This window comes from Cytobacillus pseudoceanisediminis, assembly GCF_023516215.1.
GTDB lineage: Bacteria > Bacillota > Bacilli > Bacillales > Cytobacillaceae > Cytobacillus > Cytobacillus pseudoceanisediminis.
Genome location: NZ_CP097349.1, coordinates 1355244 through 1376217 on the forward strand (window position 1 = coordinate 1355244; position 20974 = coordinate 1376217).

General features: G+C 42.0%; 19 protein-coding genes, 1 other RNA gene and 2 pseudogenes. 18 read left to right on the forward strand and 4 right to left on the reverse strand.

The genetic code is table 11. The features are described 5' to 3' along the window. Positions 1–203: 203 nt before the first annotated feature. From M5V91_RS07210 to M5V91_RS07235, 6 genes are all read left to right on the forward strand, one after another. Positions 204–1043: a glycerophosphodiester phosphodiesterase gene (locus tag M5V91_RS07210; RefSeq protein ID WP_372675461.1), complete on the forward strand. Its 840-nt coding sequence runs from the start codon at positions 204–206 to the stop codon at positions 1041–1043. 366 nt (positions 1044–1409) lie between these two features. After that, positions 1410–2672: an L-lactate MFS transporter gene (locus M5V91_RS07215; RefSeq protein ID WP_009334312.1), complete on the forward strand. Its 1263-nt coding sequence runs from the start codon at positions 1410–1412 to the stop codon at positions 2670–2672. A gap of 260 nt (positions 2673–2932) precedes the next feature. Continuing rightward, positions 2933–5293, forward strand: coding sequence for an FdhF/YdeP family oxidoreductase (locus M5V91_RS07220; RefSeq protein ID WP_009334313.1), 2361 nt, complete (start codon positions 2933–2935; stop codon positions 5291–5293). A gap of 1197 nt (positions 5294–6490) precedes the next feature. Next, a complete protein-coding gene (locus M5V91_RS07225; protein ID WP_284521946.1) occupies positions 6491–6751 on the forward strand; it encodes a LysM peptidoglycan-binding domain-containing protein in 261 nt (86 codons plus the stop codon). Then, entirely contained in the window at positions 6712–7218 is a 507-nt protein-coding gene (locus M5V91_RS07230; protein WP_284521947.1) for a hypothetical protein, read from the forward strand. The genes M5V91_RS07225 and M5V91_RS07230 overlap by 40 nt, the downstream gene beginning before the upstream one ends. Before the next feature lie 55 nt (positions 7219–7273). Then, positions 7274–7837 (forward strand): hypothetical protein, encoded by a 564-nt coding sequence (locus tag M5V91_RS07235; protein ID WP_284521948.1) that lies wholly within the window; start codon positions 7274–7276, stop codon positions 7835–7837. 41 nt (positions 7838–7878) lie between these two features. Here M5V91_RS07235 and M5V91_RS07240 read toward each other — a convergent pair whose 3' ends face one another. Beyond that, the gene (locus tag M5V91_RS07240; protein WP_009334316.1) at positions 7879–8355 is read right to left on the reverse strand and encodes a CBO0543 family protein; all 477 of its coding nucleotides are present in this window, start codon (positions 8353–8355) and stop codon (positions 7879–7881) included. A 192-nt stretch (positions 8356–8547) separates the two neighbouring features. Here M5V91_RS07240 and ssrS point away from each other — a divergent pair. Further along, positions 8548–8743: non-coding RNA, 6S RNA (gene ssrS / locus M5V91_RS07245), on the forward strand. A gap of 93 nt (positions 8744–8836) precedes the next feature. Beyond that, complete coding sequence (locus tag M5V91_RS07250; RefSeq protein WP_009334317.1) at positions 8837–9547, forward strand: polysaccharide deacetylase family protein; 711 nt, start codon at positions 8837–8839, stop codon at positions 9545–9547. A 30-nt stretch (positions 9548–9577) separates the two neighbouring features. On the opposite strand, the gene M5V91_RS07255 is transcribed toward M5V91_RS07250, so the two are convergent. After that, positions 9578–9853 carry a YqhV family protein gene (locus M5V91_RS07255; RefSeq protein ID WP_009334318.1) on the reverse strand — a complete coding sequence of 92 codons (276 nt, stop codon included), beginning with the start codon at positions 9851–9853 and terminating at the stop codon, positions 9578–9580. 343 nt (positions 9854–10196) lie between these two features. Here M5V91_RS07255 and M5V91_RS07260 point away from each other — a divergent pair, with 343 nt between their 5' ends. Together M5V91_RS07260 and M5V91_RS07265 are read left to right on the forward strand one after the other, a co-directional pair. Then, positions 10197–10895, forward strand: coding sequence for a class I SAM-dependent methyltransferase (locus M5V91_RS07260; RefSeq protein ID WP_284521949.1), 699 nt, complete (start codon positions 10197–10199; stop codon positions 10893–10895). A gap of 24 nt (positions 10896–10919) precedes the next feature. After that, positions 10920–11441: a GrpB family protein gene (locus tag M5V91_RS07265; RefSeq protein WP_009334320.1), complete on the forward strand. Its 522-nt coding sequence runs from the start codon at positions 10920–10922 to the stop codon at positions 11439–11441. Positions 11442–11854: 413 nt separating this feature from the next. Here the strand turns inward: M5V91_RS07265 and M5V91_RS07270 are convergent, their stop codons facing one another. Next, positions 11855–12586 carry a GntR family transcriptional regulator gene (locus M5V91_RS07270; protein ID WP_019381345.1) on the reverse strand — a complete coding sequence of 244 codons (732 nt, stop codon included), beginning with the start codon at positions 12584–12586 and terminating at the stop codon, positions 11855–11857. Positions 12587–12870: 284 nt separating this feature from the next. Between M5V91_RS07270 and M5V91_RS07275 the strand changes: the two genes are divergently transcribed. From M5V91_RS07275 to chbG, 5 genes and pseudogenes are all read left to right on the forward strand, one after another. Continuing rightward, entirely contained in the window at positions 12871–13176 is a 306-nt protein-coding gene (locus M5V91_RS07275; protein ID WP_009334322.1) for a PTS sugar transporter subunit IIB, read from the forward strand. A 2-nt stretch (positions 13177–13178) separates the two neighbouring features. Further along, positions 13179–14513 carry a PTS sugar transporter subunit IIC gene (locus M5V91_RS07280; RefSeq protein ID WP_019381346.1) on the forward strand — a complete coding sequence of 445 codons (1335 nt, stop codon included), beginning with the start codon at positions 13179–13181 and terminating at the stop codon, positions 14511–14513. A gap of 12 nt (positions 14514–14525) precedes the next feature. Then, a pseudogene (locus M5V91_RS07285) lies at positions 14526–14839 on the forward strand (PTS sugar transporter subunit IIA). Positions 14840–14852: 13 nt separating this feature from the next. Continuing rightward, positions 14853–16174: pseudogene (locus M5V91_RS07290) on the forward strand (6-phospho-beta-glucosidase). A 681-nt stretch (positions 16175–16855) separates the two neighbouring features. Continuing rightward, positions 16856–17554, forward strand: a complete 699-nt coding sequence (gene chbG, locus M5V91_RS07295; RefSeq protein ID WP_251174502.1) for a chitin disaccharide deacetylase — start codon at positions 16856–16858, stop codon at positions 17552–17554. 39 nt (positions 17555–17593) lie between these two features. On the opposite strand, the gene nagE is transcribed toward chbG, so the two are convergent. Beyond that, positions 17594–18970 (reverse strand): N-acetylglucosamine-specific PTS transporter subunit IIBC, encoded by a 1377-nt coding sequence (gene nagE, locus M5V91_RS07300; RefSeq protein WP_009334327.1) that lies wholly within the window; start codon positions 18968–18970, stop codon positions 17594–17596. Between the two features lie 290 nt (positions 18971–19260). Between nagE and nagB the strand changes: the two genes are divergently transcribed. The 3 genes from nagB to M5V91_RS07315 are packed head-to-tail and all read left to right on the forward strand — an operon-like array spanning position 19261 to position 20961. Further along, on the forward strand, positions 19261–19998 hold the full coding sequence (gene nagB, locus M5V91_RS07305) for a glucosamine-6-phosphate deaminase (RefSeq protein WP_284522260.1): 738 nt from the start codon (positions 19261–19263) through the stop codon (positions 19996–19998). A gap of 14 nt (positions 19999–20012) precedes the next feature. After that, positions 20013–20750 (forward strand): SIS domain-containing protein, encoded by a 738-nt coding sequence (locus M5V91_RS07310; RefSeq protein WP_009334329.1) that lies wholly within the window; start codon positions 20013–20015, stop codon positions 20748–20750. A gap of 4 nt (positions 20751–20754) precedes the next feature. Beyond that, positions 20755–20961 (forward strand): aspartyl-phosphate phosphatase Spo0E family protein, encoded by a 207-nt coding sequence (locus M5V91_RS07315; protein WP_009334330.1) that lies wholly within the window; start codon positions 20755–20757, stop codon positions 20959–20961. The last annotated feature ends 13 nt before the right edge of the window (positions 20962–20974 follow it).

Below are 20974 nucleotides of genomic sequence, written 5' to 3' on the forward strand. Positions count from 1 at the left end.
CGACAAAACTTATAAAAAGATTACAAGTTTCTACAATATGCATTTTCTAGTGAAAGAGACCTATTCCGAAATGCTTGTATTAATATTCCTGTAATCTATTATTCTTCCAGATTTTACATCGAATTATCACAGGGTTAATATTTCGTCCCTATTCTTAATATGTAAACCATTATAGATAGGGGACGGAGACTTTGAAGAAGAGAATGATTTCTGTTATTGGTGCAGCAGTTATTGGTCTAAATGCGTTTGGAGGAGGTGCGGCATTGGCAAAAGATATACATAAGGACATTGTAAATGTTTCACATCGCGGGGCTTCTGCTTATGCACCTGAGCATACCATCGCTTCATATGACATGGGCGAGAAATTGCATGGGGATTATATTGAAATTGATTTGCAGATGACAAAGGATGGTCATCTCATTGCGATGCATGATGTGACGCTTGACCGGACGACTAATGGTACAGGGTCCGTAAAGGATTACACTTTAAACGAAATAAAGCAGCTTGATGCAGGCAGCTGGTTCAACGAAAAGTACCCGTATGCATCAAAAGCGGAATACGAAGGCTTAAAGGTGCCGACACTTGAAGAGGTTTTCAAGAAATTTGGAAAAAACAACAGCTACTACATTGAAACAAAATCACCGGATGTTTATCCTGGCATGGAAAAAGAACTGCTTCGACTGGTTGATAAGTATAAGATTAATAAAGAGAAACTGCTTGTCCAATCTTTTAGTTCTCAAAGTCTTAAAGTGATGAATGAATTGGACCCCTCCATTAAGCTGGTTCAATTAATCTCTTATAAAGCAAACGCAGAAATTACCGAGGCAGAGATTAAGGAAATCAAGCAGTATGCAATGGGCATCGGTCCTAATCATACGTATCTAAATGAGGAATATGTGCAAAAGGTTGTGAACAGCGGCCTTGAACTGCACCCGTATACTGTCAACGACAAGGAAAGAATGAAGCAGCTGATTAATTGGGGAGTAACCGGCATGTTTACAAACCATCCGGATTTGCTGCATGATGTAAAAAAAGGGAGGTAAATAGAAAGAACTCCGGGAATCGTTTCCGGGGTTTTTTTGTATAATAACCAACACTGCCATAGTGAAAAATTACTAAAAAGGGCTTGAACATGTTATTTCAAAGTGATATGATTTTTATTAGTTCAAAAATCTGTCACATTTTGATTTGAGATAGCGAACCTGTCGTCGGTTAAAATGTCATCAGATTCCATTTTGATTAACAGTTGGTCCTTTAGGCAGCGAATCCTGCTTGATACTAACCGTCAATCCTGCTTCAGCATACCCAAATTCGGGAATGCGGGAGAGATTGACGGTTTTTTTATTTCAAGAAACAATCCTGTAACCGCTTTAAAAACCAGGATACGAGCATTATGAGGGGGAAAAAGAGTGAAAAAGACAAAAAATCGGTGGCTGATTGCCGCCTCGGCCGTAGGGATTCATATCTCAATCGGTTCGGTTTACGCTTGGAGCAACTTTACCAATCCATTGATTGAGCAGTTTGGCTGGACATCAAAGGAGGTACAGCTGACCTTCAGTTTGGCGATTCTATTTTTAGGGTTGTCAGCCGCATTCCTTGGCCATTTTGTTGAAAAGCATGGTCCCAAAAAGGCTGGCCTTCTGGCAGCAGGATTCTTTGGAGCCGGCATGCTTGGTGCCGGTTTGGCTGTAAATATGGGATCATTGCCATTTTTGTACATAACCTACGGTGTTCTTGGGGGTATTGGTTTGGGAGTCGGCTATATTGCACCGGTCTCTACACTGGTAAAATGGTTCCCGGACCGCCGCGGATTCGCAACCGGCCTTGCCATCATGGGATTTGGCTTCGCTGCAGCGGTAGCGAGCCCGGTCATGGATGGACTGATTAAATCTGTTGGGACAGCTAACACGTTCTTTATTTTAGGTGCAGCTTACTTAATCATCATGACATTATCATCTTTATATTTAGAAAGACCGCCTGCCGATTGGGCACCTGAAGGCATGAAAGAAAAAGCTGCAGCCGGAAAAATCAAAATCAAACAGGATTTGGCACAGTTAACGGCGAATGAAGCAGTAAAGACATCCCGGTTTTATTATTTATGGATTATGCTGTTCATTAATGTAACTTGCGGAATTGCGATTCTGTCAGCTGCAAAGCCGCTGGCACAGGAAAGCATAGGCCTGACAACGGCAGAAGCAGCCACGCTTGTCGGCGTACTCGGCATCTTTAATGGACTTGGCCGTCTGGCATGGGCATCCATTTCTGATTATATCGGTCGCCCAAACACGTATACGATTTTCTTCGTATCACAGATTGCCCTATTCCTGCTGCTTCCGATAACAAAAGAAGCCATTCTTTTCCAGATTATGCTGGCCATTGTGTACACCATGTATGGCGGCGGATTCTCATCCATCCCGGCATTTATCGGTGACGTTTTCGGAACAAAGCAGCTTGGCGCCATTCACGGCTACATTCTTACAGCATGGGCTGCCGCAGGACTTGCAGGTCCAATGTTCGCAGCGTGGATGAAGGACTCAACAGGAAGCTATGCTTCAAGTCTAACTAGCTTTGCAGGACTTTTTGTGATTGCACTCATTGTGTCAATCCTGATCCGTTTTGATATTAAAAAATTGCGCAAGCAAAATGAAGCAAGTGAGCGTATGGCAGGTTAAATTTAATAAAAACAGCATGGAAAAGCATTCAGCCCCGCTTCCGCTTTTCCATTGGTATGGCACTTGGCAGCGATCCTGCTAAAGACTAACCGCCGCAGAAATCAGCAACTATTAATTAGAGGCTTTTTGCGGTGGTTTTTTATGAAAAAAGGGCAAATTTATTCCATTTACCCATATACAATAATAAATGCTATTTGAACATTGGAAATTAAGAGATTCAGGATCTCTATTAAATAGAAAAAATCAAGGGAGTGTTTCAGGTGGGAAAAACAAAACATCCAGGACCTCAGAATAAAAAGGCAATGCCGGATCCGAAGCATTGGGTGAGCCCAATTCCATTTGGTCTTGGTAAAATAAAGCCGAAACATATGAGGGATACAGCAAAAATCCTATGGGAAAACAAAGATAATATTGGGTATGCCGCAAATATTTTAACGAAAGGTGTGTGTGACGGATGTGCCCTTGGCGTTTCCGGTCTTTATGACCAGACACTTAAGGGGCCGCACGTATGTACAACAAGGTTAAATGTCCTTCGTTTGAATACTGCCGGAGCAATCAAACCAGAAATTCTGCATGCCGATATCGATGAGCTGCGCAAATATGACAGCACCGAGCTTCGTAAATTGGGCCGCATTCCTTATCCAATGATCCGCAGAAAAGGAGAGCGCACATTCTCCCGGATTACTTGGGATGATGCCATGAACATGATTGCTGAAAAAATGAAGGTGCTCGATCCTAAACAGTATGCGTTCTACCTGACTAGCAGGGGAATTACGAATGAATCTTATTATGTGGCCGGCAAAGTTGCCCGCTTCCTTGGAACGAATCACATCGATAATGCGAGCCGCATTTGCCATTCGCCTTCTAAAACCGCTTTAAAGCGTTCCATTGGAGTAGGAGCTTCCACAGCCAACTATCTTGACTGGATTGGAACGGATGTCCTGTTATTCTGGGGCAGTGTGGCATCAAACAGCTCGCCTGTTTCATCCAAATATATGCTTGAAGCGAAGAAGAACGGCACAAAAATTATCGTCGTCAATCCATACAGAGAGCCGGCAATGGACAAATATTGGATTCCGTCAAATCCTGAATCTGCTTTGTTCGGCACAAAAATTGCAGATGATTTTTATCAGGTAAATATCGGCGGAGATATTGCCTTTATGCACGGGATCATGAAACACTGGTTTGAAATGGAAAAAGCGGAGCGCGGTTCTGCCATCAATCATAAGTTTGTGAACGAGCATGTAAATGGATATGAAGATTTGAAAAAGAAAGTAAAAGAGCAGTCATGGGAAGAGATTATTAAATCTTCTGGTGTAAGCAAAGAGCGTATCATCGAGCTTGCTGAACTGCTTGCGAACAGCAAAAATGCCGTCTATGCCTGGGCTCTTGGCCTGACCATGCATTCTTTTGCGACTGATAACATCTCACAGGTTGCCAATCTTGCGCTGCTTCGCGGTCATCTGGGCCGAAAGCATAATGGGCTTATGCCATTCCGCGGACATTCATCTGTGCAGGGAAGCGGTGAAATGGGGGCAGATCCATTCGTATTGCCTGGCGGTGACTTTTACGGAGACAATTTTACCCGCATTCAAAATCTTTGGGGATTCGAGCTTGAGAAATGGCAGGGTGATATTGTCGGGGTGACACTGGAGAATATCCTGCTTCCAGAAGACCATGAACGGAAAATCAAGCTTTACTATCTTTCAGGCGGCAACTTCCTTGAGACAATGCCAGATCCTGATTTTATTGAAAAAGCTCTATCTGAACTGGATATCCGTGTTCACCAGGATATTATTTTAAATACGTCTACACTGGTTGATGCGAAAGAAGCGGTCATCGTGCTTCCTGCTAAAACCAGGTACGAGCAGGAGGGCGGCGGTACGTCCACTTCAACGGAACGCATGGTGTATTTCAGTCCGGAAATTGAAGGGAATAAAAATAAAATTGAAGAGGCACGCGAGGAGTGGAAGATCTACATTGATCTTGCCAAACGTGTAAAGCCTGAAACTGCTCATCTCGTTGAATTTAAAAATGCACAGCAAATCCGTGATGAAATTGCTGTGGCTAACCCTAGTTATGATGGCATCCAGCATCTGAAAAAAGCAGGAGATGTCTTCCAGTGGGGCGGAGCATGGTTATGCGAGGACGGCATCTGCCCTACACCGGATGGAAAAGGCACACTTATTACTGTGGATATTCCAGACCTTGGAAAGAAAGAAGGGCAATTCATTGTTACGTCACGCCGCGGGAAGCAGTTTAATTCCATGGTCTATAAAGAGGTGGACCCGCTGAATGGAGCCGGACGATATGATGTATTAATGAACGCAGAGGATGGAAAGGACTTAAGCATTGCAGAGGGTGAAGGGATCGTCCTATACAATGGATTCGGTGTATTCCAGGGAAGAGCCAAATTCGTCGACATCGCCCGCGGCAACGTCGAAGTCCACTTCCCGGAAGGAAACTTCCTATTGCCAAGAGGCCGCTACGAAAAATTCGCAGGTATCCCTGACTATAACATCACGGTTACCCTTGAAAAAGCAGACCGCTACAATGCACGCAAAGATGTGGAATATAACGAAAAACACATTGCTGAAGATGAAATAGATGCACCAGCATAAAGGGGAGAGAGATGGCTTAGGGCCATCTCTCTTCTTTGTGTGAAGAGGTGATTTTAAGAGGAGATGGGGATTGAGGGCCAAATTGAATATCTTAATGAAAATGGCAGTTAAACCGAGTGAATAAAGGCGAAAGGGGAAGTGCCTTAGGAAAAATGGTAGTTAATCCGAATGAATAACACCGAAAAAGAGAGGTATCAGGAAAAATGGTAGTTAATCCGGGTGAATAACGACGAAAAAAGGGAGGCATCAGGAAAAATGGTAGTTAATCTGAATGAATAACGACGAAATGGTAGTTAATCCAGATGAATAACGACCAAAAAAGAGAGGCATCAGGAAAAATGGTAGTTAATCCAGATGAATAACGACCAAAAAAGAGAGGCATCAGGAAAAATGGTAGTTAATCCGGGTGAATAACGACGAAAAGAGAGCTACCATAGGAAAAACGGTAGTTATTCCGAATGAATAAAGCCGAAAAGAGAGCTGTCTTAGGAAAAATGGTAGTTAATCTTAATTAATAACGACGAAAAGAGAGTTACCTTGAGTAAATGGTAGTTAATCCAGATGAATAACGACCAAAAAAGAGAGGCATCAGGAAAAATGGTAGTTAATCCAGATGAATAACGACCAAAAAAGAGAGGCATCAGGAAAAATGGTAGTTAATCCAGATGAATAACGACCAAAAAAGAGAGGCATCAGGAAAAATGGTAGTTAATCCGGGTGAATAACGACGAAAAGAGAGCTACCATAGGAAAAATGGTAGTTAATCCTAATGAATGAAGCCGAAAAGAGAGCTGCCATAGGAAAAATGGTAGTTAATCCGAGCGAGTAACGCCTAAAATCGATCGGCCATAGGGAAAATGGTAGTTAATCCGAATGAATAAAGCCGAAAGGAGGCTGCCTTAGAAAAAACGGTAGTTAATCCCAATGATAACGATGAAAAAAATGCAGTTAATCTCTAACCACTAATGCTGCCCATTTTCCAAAATAGGCTCGTCATCCTGCGACATCCATTATTTCCCTTCGTCATATATAGTGAGGTGAAAATAATGAAGAAAATCAAACAGGCAATTGCAGCAGGAGTCATTTCTCTGGCAGTTATTTTTACAGGGGAGCAGTATTTGCGGACCACAGCGGAGATAAAGAAATAGCTGTCGTGAAAAAGGGGACACACTATATTCCCTGGCTAAGAAGCATCATATGAGTGTGGCACAAATTTCGGATCTGAATGATTTAAAAGGTACAACAATCTATCCGGGGCAGCGTCTCATTCTATCCGGAGAGGAAGCTGGATATCATAAGATTATTGCCGGTTCTTTCAGCAAAAAAGAGAATGCGGAAAAGCGGGCAGCACTACTAAAGAAAAAGAGATCCCTGCCGCAATTGGCACCGCTGTCATTGATGGCAAAACCTATTACCGTGTGCAGGCTGGTGCATTTAAAGACAAAAAGAATGCTGTGAAGCAACTGGAGGCAGTCAAAAAGGCAGGAATTAAAGATGCCTTTATTCTTTCGAAAGAAGAACTTCATATTTTTGGCTTAAAACCAGGAGATGCTTTTGATGAGATAGTATCCAGAATGGGCAAGCCAAAAAAGACTGAAACCCAGCTCAATATTAAAAGCCTTTACTATCAGAGTGATGGGGCCGGGCTAAGGGTAACCTTAAATAAGAAAGATGGTACAATAGGCAGTCTTGCTGTATATCCAGAATATTTAAGCCCGCGTATGTTTCCTGCGCTTCCCTTTACCAAGGACGAAGTAGTAAAAATGTACGGTAATTCTGACAAGACAAAAACTGTAACTTGTTACGAATCAGCAAAGTGTGAAGAGTTAACCTACCAGCTTGATCATTTGGAACTCAAAGCCCGGATTGACAGGGATCAAGCAACTGTTCAGTTTCTTGAAATAACCGATCTCAATTATCGATAACCCAATTGGAGGCCTCCTTTAGCCTCCGTTTTTTTTTGAAGGAATATTCTTCCTTTTGGAGAATACTTATTTATCTGGGTATTTTTACCAAATCAGGAGGGAAGGTAATGGAGCAAAAAAATGGACACCGCTAAAGGAAATGGACGGATCGAATACGCTGATTTGGGGCGATAAGCCGGAAGTGCTGCCAGAACAGGCATTTATCTCCCTGACAAGAGGGGAAGGACTAAATCTCATTCAACTGTTTATTAATCAGGTGCTGACATTATTGGTAATGAATCAGATGAGAAAAGCGCCTGGTCTTATTTATGCGGAACTAAATGGAGAACTAAAGAAATGTAAGGGAAACGGGCAGACAATGACGGTTTGGGACGGAAAGCTGATGCCTAAATTCCGAAATCGCAATACACATGCTTTTGCGATGAAATTTTTCACATGGATCATCCATCGGAAAAACACTAAAAACTACTATCTTACATACTCTGCAAATGAGACAATCCCTTCCGTTGCTGAAGTGAAAGATATCTTAAGACAGTTCGGCAAGTTTTATGATGGAGGTGTTCTTGCCAGGAAGGCTTCACTCCCGGCTTTGGGGAAGAAAAGAAGTCTTCATAGATAAAATATAAACACAGTTCCCGATTACTTTTTTGGAGCTGGTGTTTATTGGTTTTCCGAAGATTTACGAATTAATCCCATCAATCCGCGTGTCATTAAAAAAGTTGCCATAATGGTTACAAAGCTATAATAGGAATTCCATGATTTCTTATATCTGATCAGCTGTGTATATTTTTCAAGAAAATGTTCAGCAACTGCGGAAGGAGCACTGAAGATCAGGGACTTTAACAAAATCCCCTTAACTCCATTCTTCATGGTTAGCTGATTAAAATAAACACACGTTATCGGGAATATTATATAGCTGAATAGCACGCTGACATCAAAAGTTTTAAACAGATTTACCGGGTATTTTAGATAGCCTTTACGCACTAACAGATTATCTAAAAAGGTGGCAATATAGCTTTTTAAAAAGAATATGATTAGCCATTCCTTCATTGGGGGCTTTCTAATCAAATTAAAGAAAGACATAATTCCAAATATAAATAACAAACGCAATAGATTTCTTTCGAATTTTCTTCCCAATTGTTAATCCCCCTTTTACACAACCTATAGTCTTCCTTTATTGTTAAGTTGTTTAACCTGCATTATACGATATTTCCAGAGGTTTCGATTGTAAAAAACCATTATTTTTGTATAGGGCAGTGTTAGCTGGGGTTTTAAAGAGCAGGAAAACATTTCTATTGAAATCATCACTTAATTATTTTATTATAATAAAACAAGCTGCATTGTACGTAATCATACTAAAGTTTTAACCTTTAAGCTGAAATAGGGAGTTTAACATCGGAACAGGAATGACAAGCCTCTGTCTATATGACAAGGAGGACATGCAGGAATGTTTCTGCGGACACCCACTTTGAGGAGTGGTGGTTTAAAACTTTCTTATAACAGTTACGGCAAGAGCGGCTCCATACTTATATTATCAAACCAGTTTCCAATCGGGGGCTGGTTTTTTTATTATATAGAAATTATAATTACCCTGATACTATAGCTGTCAGGAGGAATTATGAAAAAACTGCTAAAAATCAGCATTTCTATCATTCTGATTTTGGGGATTTGCTTTTTGCTGTTTGAAATTTCCAAGTCAAGGAACTTTCAGTTTTTCGGAGGCCTTGTAAATAAAGCAGAAACAGAGGAAAAAGTGGCAGCATTAACATTTGATGATGGACCAGGCGTCAACACGGAGGAAATATTGGATATTCTGCGGGAAGAAGAAATTAAAGCCACTTTTTACCTAACAGGGCAAGAGATTGAGCAACATATGGACGATGCCAAAAGGATTGCGGGAGAAGGGCATGAAATTGGCAATCATTCATATTCTCATACACGGATGGTTCTAAAATCTCCCTCTTTTATTAAAGATGAAATTGCGAAAACAGATGATTTAATCAGGCAGACAGGCTATGAAGGAGAAATTCATTTTCGGCCTCCATACGGAAAAAAACTATTTTTTCTGCCTTACTACTTATCTAAACATGAGCGTAAGACGATCTTATGGAACGTTGAGCCTGAAAGTCATCCGGAAATAGAAGGGGATGCAAATAAAATCACTGAGCATGTGGCTGAGAATATAGAACCAGGCTCCATCATTCTTCTTCATGTCATGTATGAGAGCCGGGAAGAGTCTTTGAAATCTGTTAAGAAAATTATTTCTTCATTAAAAGAGCAGGGTTACCATATGACTACGGTTTCCGAATTGCTGAAACATCAGAAGTAGAGCTGTCCGTACAGCTCTTTTTTTATTGGATTAGTTGCCTTTTACCCCATAAAGAATGCAGCCGACTCCGCAAAGCACCCATAATATCTTGCTTAGTGAAACTTTATCTGCCATTCCAGTTAATCCGATCACTGTCGTCAAGAGAAGCACAGGCGGTCCAATCAGGGCAAGTGAACTATTCACAACCAGCGCTTTTTCGATATCATTCATTTTTATAATCAATAGTGCAACAAAAATTTCAATGCTTCCAGAAATAAGCCGCAGAATCGCCATCCCAAGAATCGCCTTATCAAGAAAAATAAACATCATGTACCTCCTATACCTTCTTGTCAGTCATTATATGTAAGCTGCTCTAAATGAAGGACAGGTTTTGAGAAGAAAGTATTTCATAAATATTACAAAAATGACGAAATAGGAAAGGGTGAAGATCGCCAAATGTGCATAGTGAGCGTTTCCGGGCGTTTTCAAATGTAATAAGCCTTAAGTATTTATTAGACTTTTTGTTTTAAAAATACCCCTTACAGGATCGCTATTTGGAAAAATAATGAAGGGACAGCAGCTCATTTTTGCATAAATAATCTATTTTTAACGGTGCTGTAATCCTTGAATATGAGGGTTTTAGTAAAATAAAGGAAAGGGGGTCATTGCCATGGATAAAGCGATTTTACATATCGACGATTTACTGGAAATGCTGGATGGATTGTTAAGAGAACCAACAGCCTTCTGGGAAAAATTTTATGAAGACCGGGACAAAGAGGTTCCATTTTTCATAGCGAAGGGGCCGGATGAAAACCTGTATGAGTATGTTCAAAATGGATTGAGGCCTGGAAAAATCCTTGAGATTGGCTGCGGTCCAGGGAGGAATGCCATTTTTCTGGCGAAGAATGGAGCCCAAGTGGATGCCATTGATTTTTCCAAAAAGGCGATCAAATGGGCCGCTGAAAGAGAAAAAGAAGCACAAGCCGATATAAATTTTAAATGTGTATCTTTTTTTGACTTCCATTTTGAACCTCACACCTATGATTTTATTTATGACAGCGGCATGTTTCATCATCTTCCCCCGCATAGAAGGCTGACATATTTGGAAATAATCAAAGCTGCACTGAAGCCGGGCGGAAAGTTCGGACTTGTTTGCTTTAATACTGATGGCGCGCTTCCTACTCCGGACAGGGAGGTATATCGCAGCGGCAGCTTAAAGGGAGGCATCGGGTATACGGAAGAACGCTTGAAAGCGATCTTTCACAATGACTTTCATTTCATGGAGATTAGAAAAATGAAAAAGATTCTGCAGCCTAGTAATCTATTTGGAGAAGATTTTTTATGGGCCTGCTTAATGAGGCTAAAATAGAACTTTCCAAATTAGGAGGAGATCATGACAAGGATAGTGGCAGTTACTCCATATAATCCCGATTGGCCAACCTTATTTAAAAACGAGGCAGCACTCCTCAAGAAGATTTTTAAAACAGAGATTCTAGACATTCATCATATAGGCAGCACGTCCATTCCAGGTCTGGCAGCAAAGCCGGTCATTGATATAATGCCAATCGTAAATGATATTGAGAAGGTTGATCGCCTTAATACTGAAATGATTTCTCTTGGGTATGAACCACGCGGAGAAAACGGACTGCCTGGCCGGCGGTATTTCGAGAAAGGGGGCAATCAGCGGACCCATCATGTCCATATCTACGAAAAAGGGAATCCTGATATCACCCGGCATCTTGCATTTCGTGATTATTTAAGATTAAACGGCGAAGAAGCAAAACAATATGGAGCTTTAAAAATGGAGTTAGCGAAACAGTACCCCTTTAACATTGAGGCATACATAAAGGGGAAGGAAGCACTGGTGCGAAAAATTGAGATGAAGGCAATAAAGTGGCATGGGGCATTATGCTAAGTGAATCCATTATTCATCTATCAATTTAAAAAAATGAGGACCTATATCTAATCGGACAGCAAAAAGACTAACGGCTGCTTGCTCGTCCGAATCAGGCACACATTCGGACAGCAAAGGCCAAATCGCAGGTGATGGTGTCCGAATCAGGCAGGCATTCGGACAGCAAAGGCCAAATCGCAGTTGATGGTGCCCGAATCAGGCAGGCATTCGGACAGCAAAGGCCAAATCGCAGGTGATGGTGTCCGAACAAGGCAGGCATTCGGACAGCAAAGGCCAAAGTCCAGATCACGCTGTCCGAACCAGCTACGCATTCAGACAGCAAAATCCAAATCGCAGATCCCGGTTTCTAAATCAGCTGCGCATTCGGCAGCAACAAGTGTATTCCGGTATTTACAGTATCCTCCGCCAAACTATTATTCATAATTCCGTTCAATAATAAAATGAGCATAGTCCCCGCGGAACATCGTTTTGGAATACTCGATTAAGCTTCCGTCTTCAATATGGGCATATGTTTCAAGAGCGAAACACGGTGTTTCAGGTTTGATTTTTAACAGGTTACTAATTTCCTCTTCCGGAAGTGAAATTTCTAAATGCTCGATTGTCTTTTTGATTTTCAGGTTGTATTGAGTCTGCAGCAAATTGTATAAGGATTTTTCACAGGCCTGCCGGTTCAAGCTGGGGGTCTTTTTCCATGGCAGAAAGGCTTTTTCATATTGAAGCGGCTCGTCATCCGCATATCTGATCCGTTCGAGTACATTAACGGGATCGCCTTCTGACAGCTCAAAGACATCTGCTAAGAAGGGATCGGCAGGGATGACTTCAAGGTTTATTACTTTTATAAGCGGGTTTTTTCCCTGCATCGCCATTTGCTTTGAAAAGTTTTCGACTGTAGAAGTCAGCCGCTGTTTAACTTTATTGCTTGATACAAATGTGCCTCTGCCTTGCTGGCGATAAATATGGCCTTCTGTGCTCAGCTGCTGGAGTGCTGTTCTAATGGTCGTCCGGCTGACCCCATATTTTTCACAAAACTCCGCTTCTGTCGGCAATTTTGTATCCGGTTTGAATGCTCCATTTCGAATAAGCTCAAGAATACTTTCTTTAACCTTCAAGTGCAGGGCACTATCCTCGGTGAAACCGTCTTTCATCCCCGTTCCTCCTACTCTGTTCTTCTTTCTATTATTCCATAAAACATATTGTCATATCAATTCCAAATTAATTTGTAATAACAAATTTTAAAAATGTATTGAAAAATTAATCATTTGTCATTACAATTAAATTCAAGCATAGGATATTGAAGGGGGTGAGTGACTTCAAAAAAGGAATATTTTTCGATTGAATTAACTGAATAATCTGTTTTATTGATGGTACTATTAGAATAAGCAATCATTCTATTATTTTGAAATCGCTTACACAGAAAAGGGGGTCAATGATGAATATTTTGTTATGCTGTTCGGCAGGAATGTCTACTAGTCTTCTAGTGACTAAAATGCAGGCAAGCGCTGAAAGCCAGGGAATCGACTGTAAAATTTGGGCTGTCGGCAACGGGGAGGTTAGAAATCATATTGATTCGGCAGATGTACTGCTGCTGGGACCGCAGATCCGGTTTATGACCGAGCAATTGAAGAAAGAGGCAGGCGGCAGGATCCCTGTAGCTCCCATAAACCCCATGCATTATGGCTTATGCAATGGAGAGGAAGTATTGAAGCAAGCTATGTCATTAATAAAGGGTGAATAGTGATGATGACGTTTATTGAGAAATATATCATGCCTTATGCTATGAAATTCGGCAATAACAGGCATTTGCTTGCTATCCGGGATGCCTTGATCGGGATGATTGCCATCACGATGGTAGGATCATTTGCTGTTCTGTTTAATAATTTAGGGGAAATCATTAAGCCATATGGAAGACTCATGGAAAGCATTTTCGGCGAATCCTGGAAAACACTGGGCGGAGATATTTGGTGGGGCACGTTTGCTTTCTTGACCATATTCGCCGTTTTTGGCATATCCCACAGGCTTGCCAAATCCTATGGGGATGATGGATTCGAGGCGATGCTGGTTGCCGCAGCCTGCTTCTTCCTCTTAGTCCCTCAGGTAGGCCAGGTGCCGGATACAGAAGGTGTCTGGGGGTTCATTGGCTATGGATACTTTAATGCTACGGCTTTATTTACAGGGATTGTGGTGGCCCTTCTTGCAACAGAAGTATTTATACGTCTGAGTAGGGTAAAAGCCTTTATTATCAGACTCCCGGATGGAGTACCTCCTGCCGTTGCAGGAGCATTTGCCAAATTGGTGCCGGGCATGCTGACGATTTTCATATTTGGAGTGGCAGGCCTTCTGTTCAGAAAAATGACAAATGGGGAATTCTTAAATGACTGGCTAAATGCAACCCTTGTCGCACCTTTGACAAATGCAGCTGATTCCCTGCCATTTGCGATACTTATTGTCTTTTTGGTTCATGGCTTCTGGGCGGTTGGCCTTCATGGGCCTAATATTCTTGGAGGTGTAACAACGCCTTTATTCACATCTCTCGGGACCAAAAATACAGATTTATATGCTCAGGGTGTGGCAGATCTTGATAAATATGCAATTCTGGCAGGTCCATTCCTGGATGCCTTCGTTTATCTCGGCGGGTCTGGAGCAACGCTTGGCCTTATCATTGCCATGTTTATTGCAGGAAGAAAGAGGCACAAGCAAATGCTGGCATTGGGAACACCGCCTGGAATCTTCCAAATCAATGAGCCATTATTATTTGGCCTTCCGATCGTGTTAAATCCAATCTGGCTAATACCGTTTATTTCGGCACCTGTCATTATGACTGTAGTCGCGTATCTGGCGATTAAATGGGGGCTTGTTTATCCGGTCGTTGTGGCAAGCATTCCCTGGGTGACGCCTGCAGGTATTGGCGGCTATCTTGCTACAGGAGGACATATCTCCGGTGCAGTACTGGCACTTGTGAATTTAGCGATTTCCATTGTCATTTATCTTCCATTCGTATATGTAACAGGGAAAATGGATGAAAAGAAACTGAAGCAGGTGCAGCCAGAACAAACACCAACAATTCAAGGTTAGGCGGGTTAATGAATGGATAAAGAAAAGCTTTATCAAATATCATTTCAGCTTATTTTGCACAGCGGGAATGCCAGAAGTCTGGCAATGGAATCCATCCAGAAAGCAAAGGCCGGAAAGTTCGAAGCAGCGGAAGCAAAAATCCGGGAAGCCGAGGAGGAGTTTGTGCTGGCACACAGACATCAAACTGAGTTAATTCAGGGGAGGCTTCCGGAGCTCAATTCGATCTGCCGATAATTCTTGTCCATGCACAGGATCATTTGATGAATGCACTGACTATTAAAGACATGGCACAGGAATTTATCGACTTATACAAGAAACTTGACTAAGAGAGGTAAACGAATGGCACAGCAACCAGATAGTATAAAAATAGCCGTAATAGGCGGAGGTTCAAGCTATACACCTGAATTGATTGAAGGCTTTATCAAAAGACATCAGGAATTGCCTGTCAGGGAAATTTGGCTTGTAGATGTGGAGGAAGGAAGAAAAAAGCTCGAGATTGTCGGGCAATTAGCGAAGCGGATGGTTGAAAAAGCAGGGGTTCCCATACAGATTGAGCTTACTTTAGATAGAAAAAAGCACTTATGAATGCCGATTTTGTTACAACCCAATTCCGTGTCGGGCTATTGGATGCAAGAGCAAAGGACGAGAGAATTCCGCTGAAATATGGAGTGCTGGGCCAGGAAACCAATGGCCCGGGAGGATTTTTTAAGGCACTCAGAACCATTCCAGTCATTATGGAGATCTGCCGTGAAATAGAAGAATTGTGCCCAAACGCATGGCTTATCAATTTTACCAATCCGGCAGGAATGATCACAGAAGCAGTCCTGCGATACAGCAAAATCAAAAAAGTGGTTGGTTTATGCAATGTACCCATTGGGATGGAGATGGGGGCAGCCCAATTAATGAATGTGGATCACAGCAGAGTAAGAATTGACTTTGCGGGTCTCAACCACCTTGTATACGGTCTTGACGTCTATGTCGATGGAGTGAGCGTCAAGGAAGATCTGCTGAAAAAGCTTACGGACAAAGAACAATCGATCACGATGAAAAACATCCATGCGATGGGATGGGAACCGGAATTTTTGCAGGCATTGAATGTGCTTCCTTGTCCTTACCACAATTATTACTATAAAACACGTGAAATGGTGGAAGAAGAAGTAAAGGCAGCATCAGAAGGCGGAACTCGGGCTGAAGTGGTTAAAAAGCTGGAGGAAGAGCTCTTCCTGTTATATCAGAATCCAGATCTTGCTGAAAAGCCGCCGCAGCTGGAAAAAAGGGGAGGGGCTTACTACAGTGATGCAGCATGCAGGCTGATTCATTCCATCTATACTGATAAAAGGGATATACAGCCGGTTAACACCCGAAATAATGGCGCCATTGCAGGCATTCCGTCTGAATCAGCTGTTGAGGTCAGCTGCATGATAACGAAAGACGGGCCAAAGCCGTTAGCGGTCGGAGAACTCCCAGTTTCAGTAAGGGGACTGGTTCAATCAATTAAATCCTTTGAAAGGGTGACCATAGAAGCCGCCCTGACTGGTGATTACAATACTGCTCTTCTAGCGCTGACAATCAATCCGCTGGTGGGTTCCGACAGGATAGCTAAAAAGATACTGGATGAAATGCTCGAAGCCCATCGTACCTACTTGCCGCAATTTCAATAAATTAGACGCAATCAGGTCCAGAGAGCGCAAAAATGCAAGGGTCAGACGCAAATGACATAAATATCGGCGCAATAAAGAAACTGAACAGCGCAATTAAAGCAAATCAAGACGCAATCAGGCCCCGAAAGCGCAAAAAAGCAAGGGTCAGACGCAAATGACATAAATATCGGCGCAATAAAGAAACAGAACAGCGCAATTAAAGCAAATCAAGACGCAATCAGGCCCCGAGAGCGCAAAAAAGCAAGGGTCAGACGCAAACGACTTAAATATCGGCGCAATAAAGAAACAGAACAGCGCAATTAAAGCAAATCAAGACGCAATCAGGCCCCGAGAGCGCAAAAAAGCAAGGGTCAGACGCAAACGACTTAAATATCGGCGAAATAAAAAAAGAGAACAGCGCAATTAAAGCAAATCAAGACGCAATCAGATTCCGAAAGCGCAAAAAAGCAAGGGTCAGACGCAAATGACATAAATATCGGCGCAATAAAAAAAGAGAATAGCGCAATTAAAGCAAATCAAGTCGCAATCAGATCCCGAAAGCGCAAAAAAGCAAGGGTCAGACGCAAAATGACATAAATATCGGCGCAATAAAAAAGAGAACAGCGCAATTAAAGTGAAAATTGGCAGGGCAGCAGATTGTTTTTTGCTGTCTTGCAGCTATGTTACCGGAGGAGTATAACCATGATTAAGCTCATCGTCAATGCTGATGATTTCGGCTATAGTCCCGGAGTTAACTATGGAATTTTGCACAGCCATCTATTTGGAATTGTCAATTCCGCCACCATGATGATGAACATGCCCGGAACCGGGCAAGCCCTGGCAATGGCCAGACAATACCCGGGTTTACGAACTGGCGTCCATTTAGTCCTGACATGCGGGAAGCCGTTATTATCCCATTTAAGAACTTTAACGACTAAAGATGGATACTTCAGATCACAGGCAGATTTGGACGGAATATCCGCACTTGAGCTCGAGCTTGAATGGTCTGCACAAATTGACCGTTTTATCGGGGCTGGTATTGTGCCTTCCCATTTGGATAGCCATCATCACGTTCATACACGCGAAGAGTTTCTCCCAGTGATTCAAAGCCTTTCCAATAAATACGATCTCCCTTTCAGAGTCAATGGCGACTTTCCGCTTGAAGGAGTCAAAAGTTATTCTAACAGATGCTTATTCGATTTTTACGGAGATAGCATTCAGGAAGATTATTTCAGCATACTGGCAGAAAAGGCGGAAGACGGGGAAACAGTGGAAGTCATGTGCCATCCGGCATTCGCAGATCAATTGCTAATGGAGGGGTCATCTTATAATTTAATGCGGTTAAAAGAGCTGGAAATACTGTGCTCCACAAAGCTTCCACCAGATATAAAGCTGCTATAAGAAAAACAGTGTCCGGAAGAGGACACTGTTTTTTAGTCATTACTTCTTAATTTTCTTCATTTCATCTGCTACAAATTCCACATCTGTACCAACAATGATCTGAAGGTTTGTCTTGCTTAATTTCATGATTCCTTTTGCGCCATGTGCTTTCAGTGCACTTTCCTTAACCTTTTCCATATCAGCAATATTTAAGCGGAGGCGTGTTGCACAGTTATCAATGGAAGTGATGTTGTCAGCTCCGCCAATATCTTTGATAAAATGGCTGGCCATAACTTCATACTTATTATTGCCCTGACTGGCAGGTGCCTCTTCTTCTTCAACTACATCTGTTTCATCTTCACGGCCAGGCGTTTTCAGGTTAAACGCTTTTATTAAGGCATAGAAGATAACGAAGTAAACAATGGCGTAGATGACGCCAATTCCTAAAAGCAGCAGCGGCTTTTCAGCGATATTAAAGTTCAGCGCATAATCGAGTGCGCCTGCTGAGAATGTGAAACCATCGCGGATTCCCAACAGAGACGTAACCCACATGGAAACCCCGGTTAAGATGGCGTGAACTCCATATAGAAGCGGTGCAATAAACATAAATGAGAACTCGATTGGCTCTGTAATACCAGTCAGGAATGAAGTTAGTGCAAGACCAATGAACATTCCTGATACAGCTTTCCTATTTTCAGGCTTAGCTGTTGCAATGATTGCAAATGCTGCAGCTGGAAGACCGAACATCATAACAGGGAAGAATCCAGTCATGTAAGCGCCTGCTGACGGGTCTCCGGCGAAGAAGCGGGCAATATCTCCATTAACTCCTTCAAATTCGCCGAACTGGAACCAGAATAAACTGTTCAATACGTGGTGAAGACCCAATGGAATTAGCAGGCGGTTTAAGAATCCAAATAGACCTGACCCTAAAGCACCGAGACCAATGATCCAGTTGCCCAATGAATCGATTGCGCCCTGGATTGGAGGCCAGGCAAAACCTGCAATGGCAGCCAGCAGAATCATCGTTACGGAAGTAATAATCGGAACGAAGCGTCGGCCGCTGAAGAATCCAAGCCAATCCGGAAGTTTGATATCATGGAAGCGGTTATATAATAATCCAGCAATAATACCGGCAATAATACCGCCCAGTACTCCCATATTTATATTTTCATCGATGGCAATTGCTCCTTCTGTTAATACAAGAAAACCGATGGCGCCTGAAAGGGCAGCTGCTCCATTACTGTCTTTCGCGAATCCCATGGCAACCCCGATGGCAAAAATAAGTGCGAGGTTGGCGAAAATGGCATTGCCGGCATTTGCGATAAACGGAATGCCCAATAAATCATCTTGTCCAAAGCGGAGCAAAAGACCTGCGGCAGGCAGGACGGCAATCGGAAGCATTAATGCTTTACCAATTCTTTGTAAGAATCCTAACATATAGATCTCTCCTTAATAAAAAATAATGAATAAGAAAGCGTTTTACTAAACTGTCGTAATCATACCAAAATATAAATATAGTTGTCTATACCATTTTAAAATAAAAAATTCTTAAAATCAGGATTTACGTTCTTATGTTAAGACTTTTCTAACAATGAAATTGGTATAGACAACTATACTTTGGGGTGATACGATATTTATTATAAATGGGTTTATTTAATTACTATATTTTGCATTTAAAAGTGCAAATATATTCTTATTCAGCTTTTTAAGCAAGGAGGAAACTCATGATGGAGATTATTAAAGTAAACAGCTATGAAGAAATGAGTAAAACCGCAGCAGATTATATCATCAGGAAGGTACGCCAGCATCCTGAAGCAACACTGGGATTGGCAACCGGAAGCACTCCTGTGGGAACTTATAAAAGGTTGATTGAAGACCACCAGGGCAACAAAACAACATATAAAAAAGTGACAACTTTTAATCTGGATGAGTATATCGGTCTTTCAGGGGAAAATCCGCAAAGCTACCGTTATTTTATGGATTCAGTATTGTTTAATCATCTGGACATCCAGAAGGAAAATACTTTTGTCCCTAATGGTACAGCTGAAGATTTGGGAGAAGAATGCCGTAATTATGAAAGTAAGCTGAAAAACCATGGCGGCATTGATCTGCAAATTTTGGGAATCGGCAATAATGGACATATTGGCTTCAATGAGCCTGGAACGTCTTTTTCATCTAAAACTCATATTGTTGATTTAGCAGATTCTACAATTAAAGCCAATGCCAGGTTTTTTCATACGATCGAAGAGGTGCCGACCAAAGCCATTACAATGGGAATCTCAACGATCATGCAGAGCAGGGAGATCCTTCTTCTCGCTTCAGGTGAAGCAAAAGCAGATGCCATTCAAAAGCTTCTTGGAAATGGAGTTAATGAACATTTCCCGGCATCCATCTTAAAAAATCATCCAAACGTGAAAGTGATTGCCGATGAAGCGGCTCTAAGCGCATCAAAAGTCTCGGTATAAATGGGGTAGTAGCAATGCTTGCGAAATATCTGAATGAAGTAAAAGAATTATTGACCCTTGTGGAAAAAGAAGAAGGTCAAAAAATGAAAAATGCCGCCCGTGCTTTGGCTGAGTGTATTCAAAACAATGGGATTATTCATGTATTTGGATGCGGACACTCTCATATGCTCGGGGAAGAGCTGTTTTACCGGGCAGGTGGGCTGGCCCCGATTAAGCCTATTTTTGTAGAGGATTTAATGCTTCATAAAGGAGCGGTCCGTTCCTCTTTAATGGAAAAACAAAATGATCTTGCCGGAAGCTTTATGGAAAATGCTGATATCCGGCCTGGTGATGTGGTCATTGTAGCATCAACATCAGGACGGAATCCAGTCCCAGTCGATGTAGCTGAAATCTCAAAAGAGAGTGGAGCATTCGTCATTGGGATCACATCCCCGCGTTATGCGAATACACAGTCCTCCCGGCACAAAGACGGAAAATACCTGTATTCATCTGTGGATTTAACAATTGACAATCATATAGAACCAGGGGACGCAATGATGGAGCATTCAGCTTTGGGGATCCGGTTTGGCTCCGCTTCATCTATTATTGGCTTTGCAATTGTAAACAGCCTGATGGCGGAAGCAGTGGAAGTGATGATTAAAAACGGTTATGAACCGCCTATCTTTAAAAGCGGCAATGTAGACGGAGCAGAACAGCATAACCGCGAGCTGGTTAAAAAGTATAAATCCCGAATTCCGCTGCTGGAAGGATAAAAAAATGGAATTGATAAAGGCAATAGAACAGACCAGACAAGCTATGATTGATTGCATTTATTCAAGGGGACTAACTGATGAAAAGACCTTGAAATTAAGCCGGGAACTGGATAAGTTAATTGTTGAATCACAGCTAATCAAAAGTTATAAAATGAGACAATTTGCAAATAAATGCGAAGAAATTGCAAACAAATCGGAAATTAGGAAATAACCTTAGAAAACCT

Coding starts and splice junctions, on each gene's coding strand:
- M5V91_RS07270 (WP_019381345.1), bottom strand. CDS start 12,586: ATGAAAGACGGTTTCACCGAGGATAGTGCCCTGCACTTGAAGGTTAAA.
- M5V91_RS07255 (WP_009334318.1), bottom strand. CDS start 9,853: ATGTTTATTTTTCTTGATAAGGCGATTCTTGGGATGGCGATTCTGCGG.
- M5V91_RS07225 (WP_284521946.1), top strand. CDS start 6,491: ATGAGTGTGGCACAAATTTCGGATCTGAATGATTTAAAAGGTACAACA.
- M5V91_RS07315 (WP_009334330.1), top strand. CDS start 20,755: ATGGAATTGATAAAGGCAATAGAACAGACCAGACAAGCTATGATTGAT.
- M5V91_RS07250 (WP_009334317.1), top strand. CDS start 8,837: ATGAAAAAACTGCTAAAAATCAGCATTTCTATCATTCTGATTTTGGGG.
- M5V91_RS07210 (WP_372675461.1), top strand. CDS start 204: ATGATTTCTGTTATTGGTGCAGCAGTTATTGGTCTAAATGCGTTTGGA.
- M5V91_RS07310 (WP_009334329.1), top strand. CDS start 20,013: ATGCTTGCGAAATATCTGAATGAAGTAAAAGAATTATTGACCCTTGTG.
- M5V91_RS07265 (WP_009334320.1), top strand. CDS start 10,920: ATGACAAGGATAGTGGCAGTTACTCCATATAATCCCGATTGGCCAACC.
- chbG (WP_251174502.1), top strand. CDS start 16,856: ATGATTAAGCTCATCGTCAATGCTGATGATTTCGGCTATAGTCCCGGA.
- nagB (WP_284522260.1), top strand. CDS start 19,261: ATGGAGATTATTAAAGTAAACAGCTATGAAGAAATGAGTAAAACCGCA.
- M5V91_RS07280 (WP_019381346.1), top strand. CDS start 13,179: ATGATGACGTTTATTGAGAAATATATCATGCCTTATGCTATGAAATTC.
- M5V91_RS07275 (WP_009334322.1), top strand. CDS start 12,871: ATGAATATTTTGTTATGCTGTTCGGCAGGAATGTCTACTAGTCTTCTA.
- M5V91_RS07260 (WP_284521949.1), top strand. CDS start 10,197: ATGGATAAAGCGATTTTACATATCGACGATTTACTGGAAATGCTGGAT.
- nagE (WP_009334327.1), bottom strand. CDS start 18,970: ATGTTAGGATTCTTACAAAGAATTGGTAAAGCATTAATGCTTCCGATT.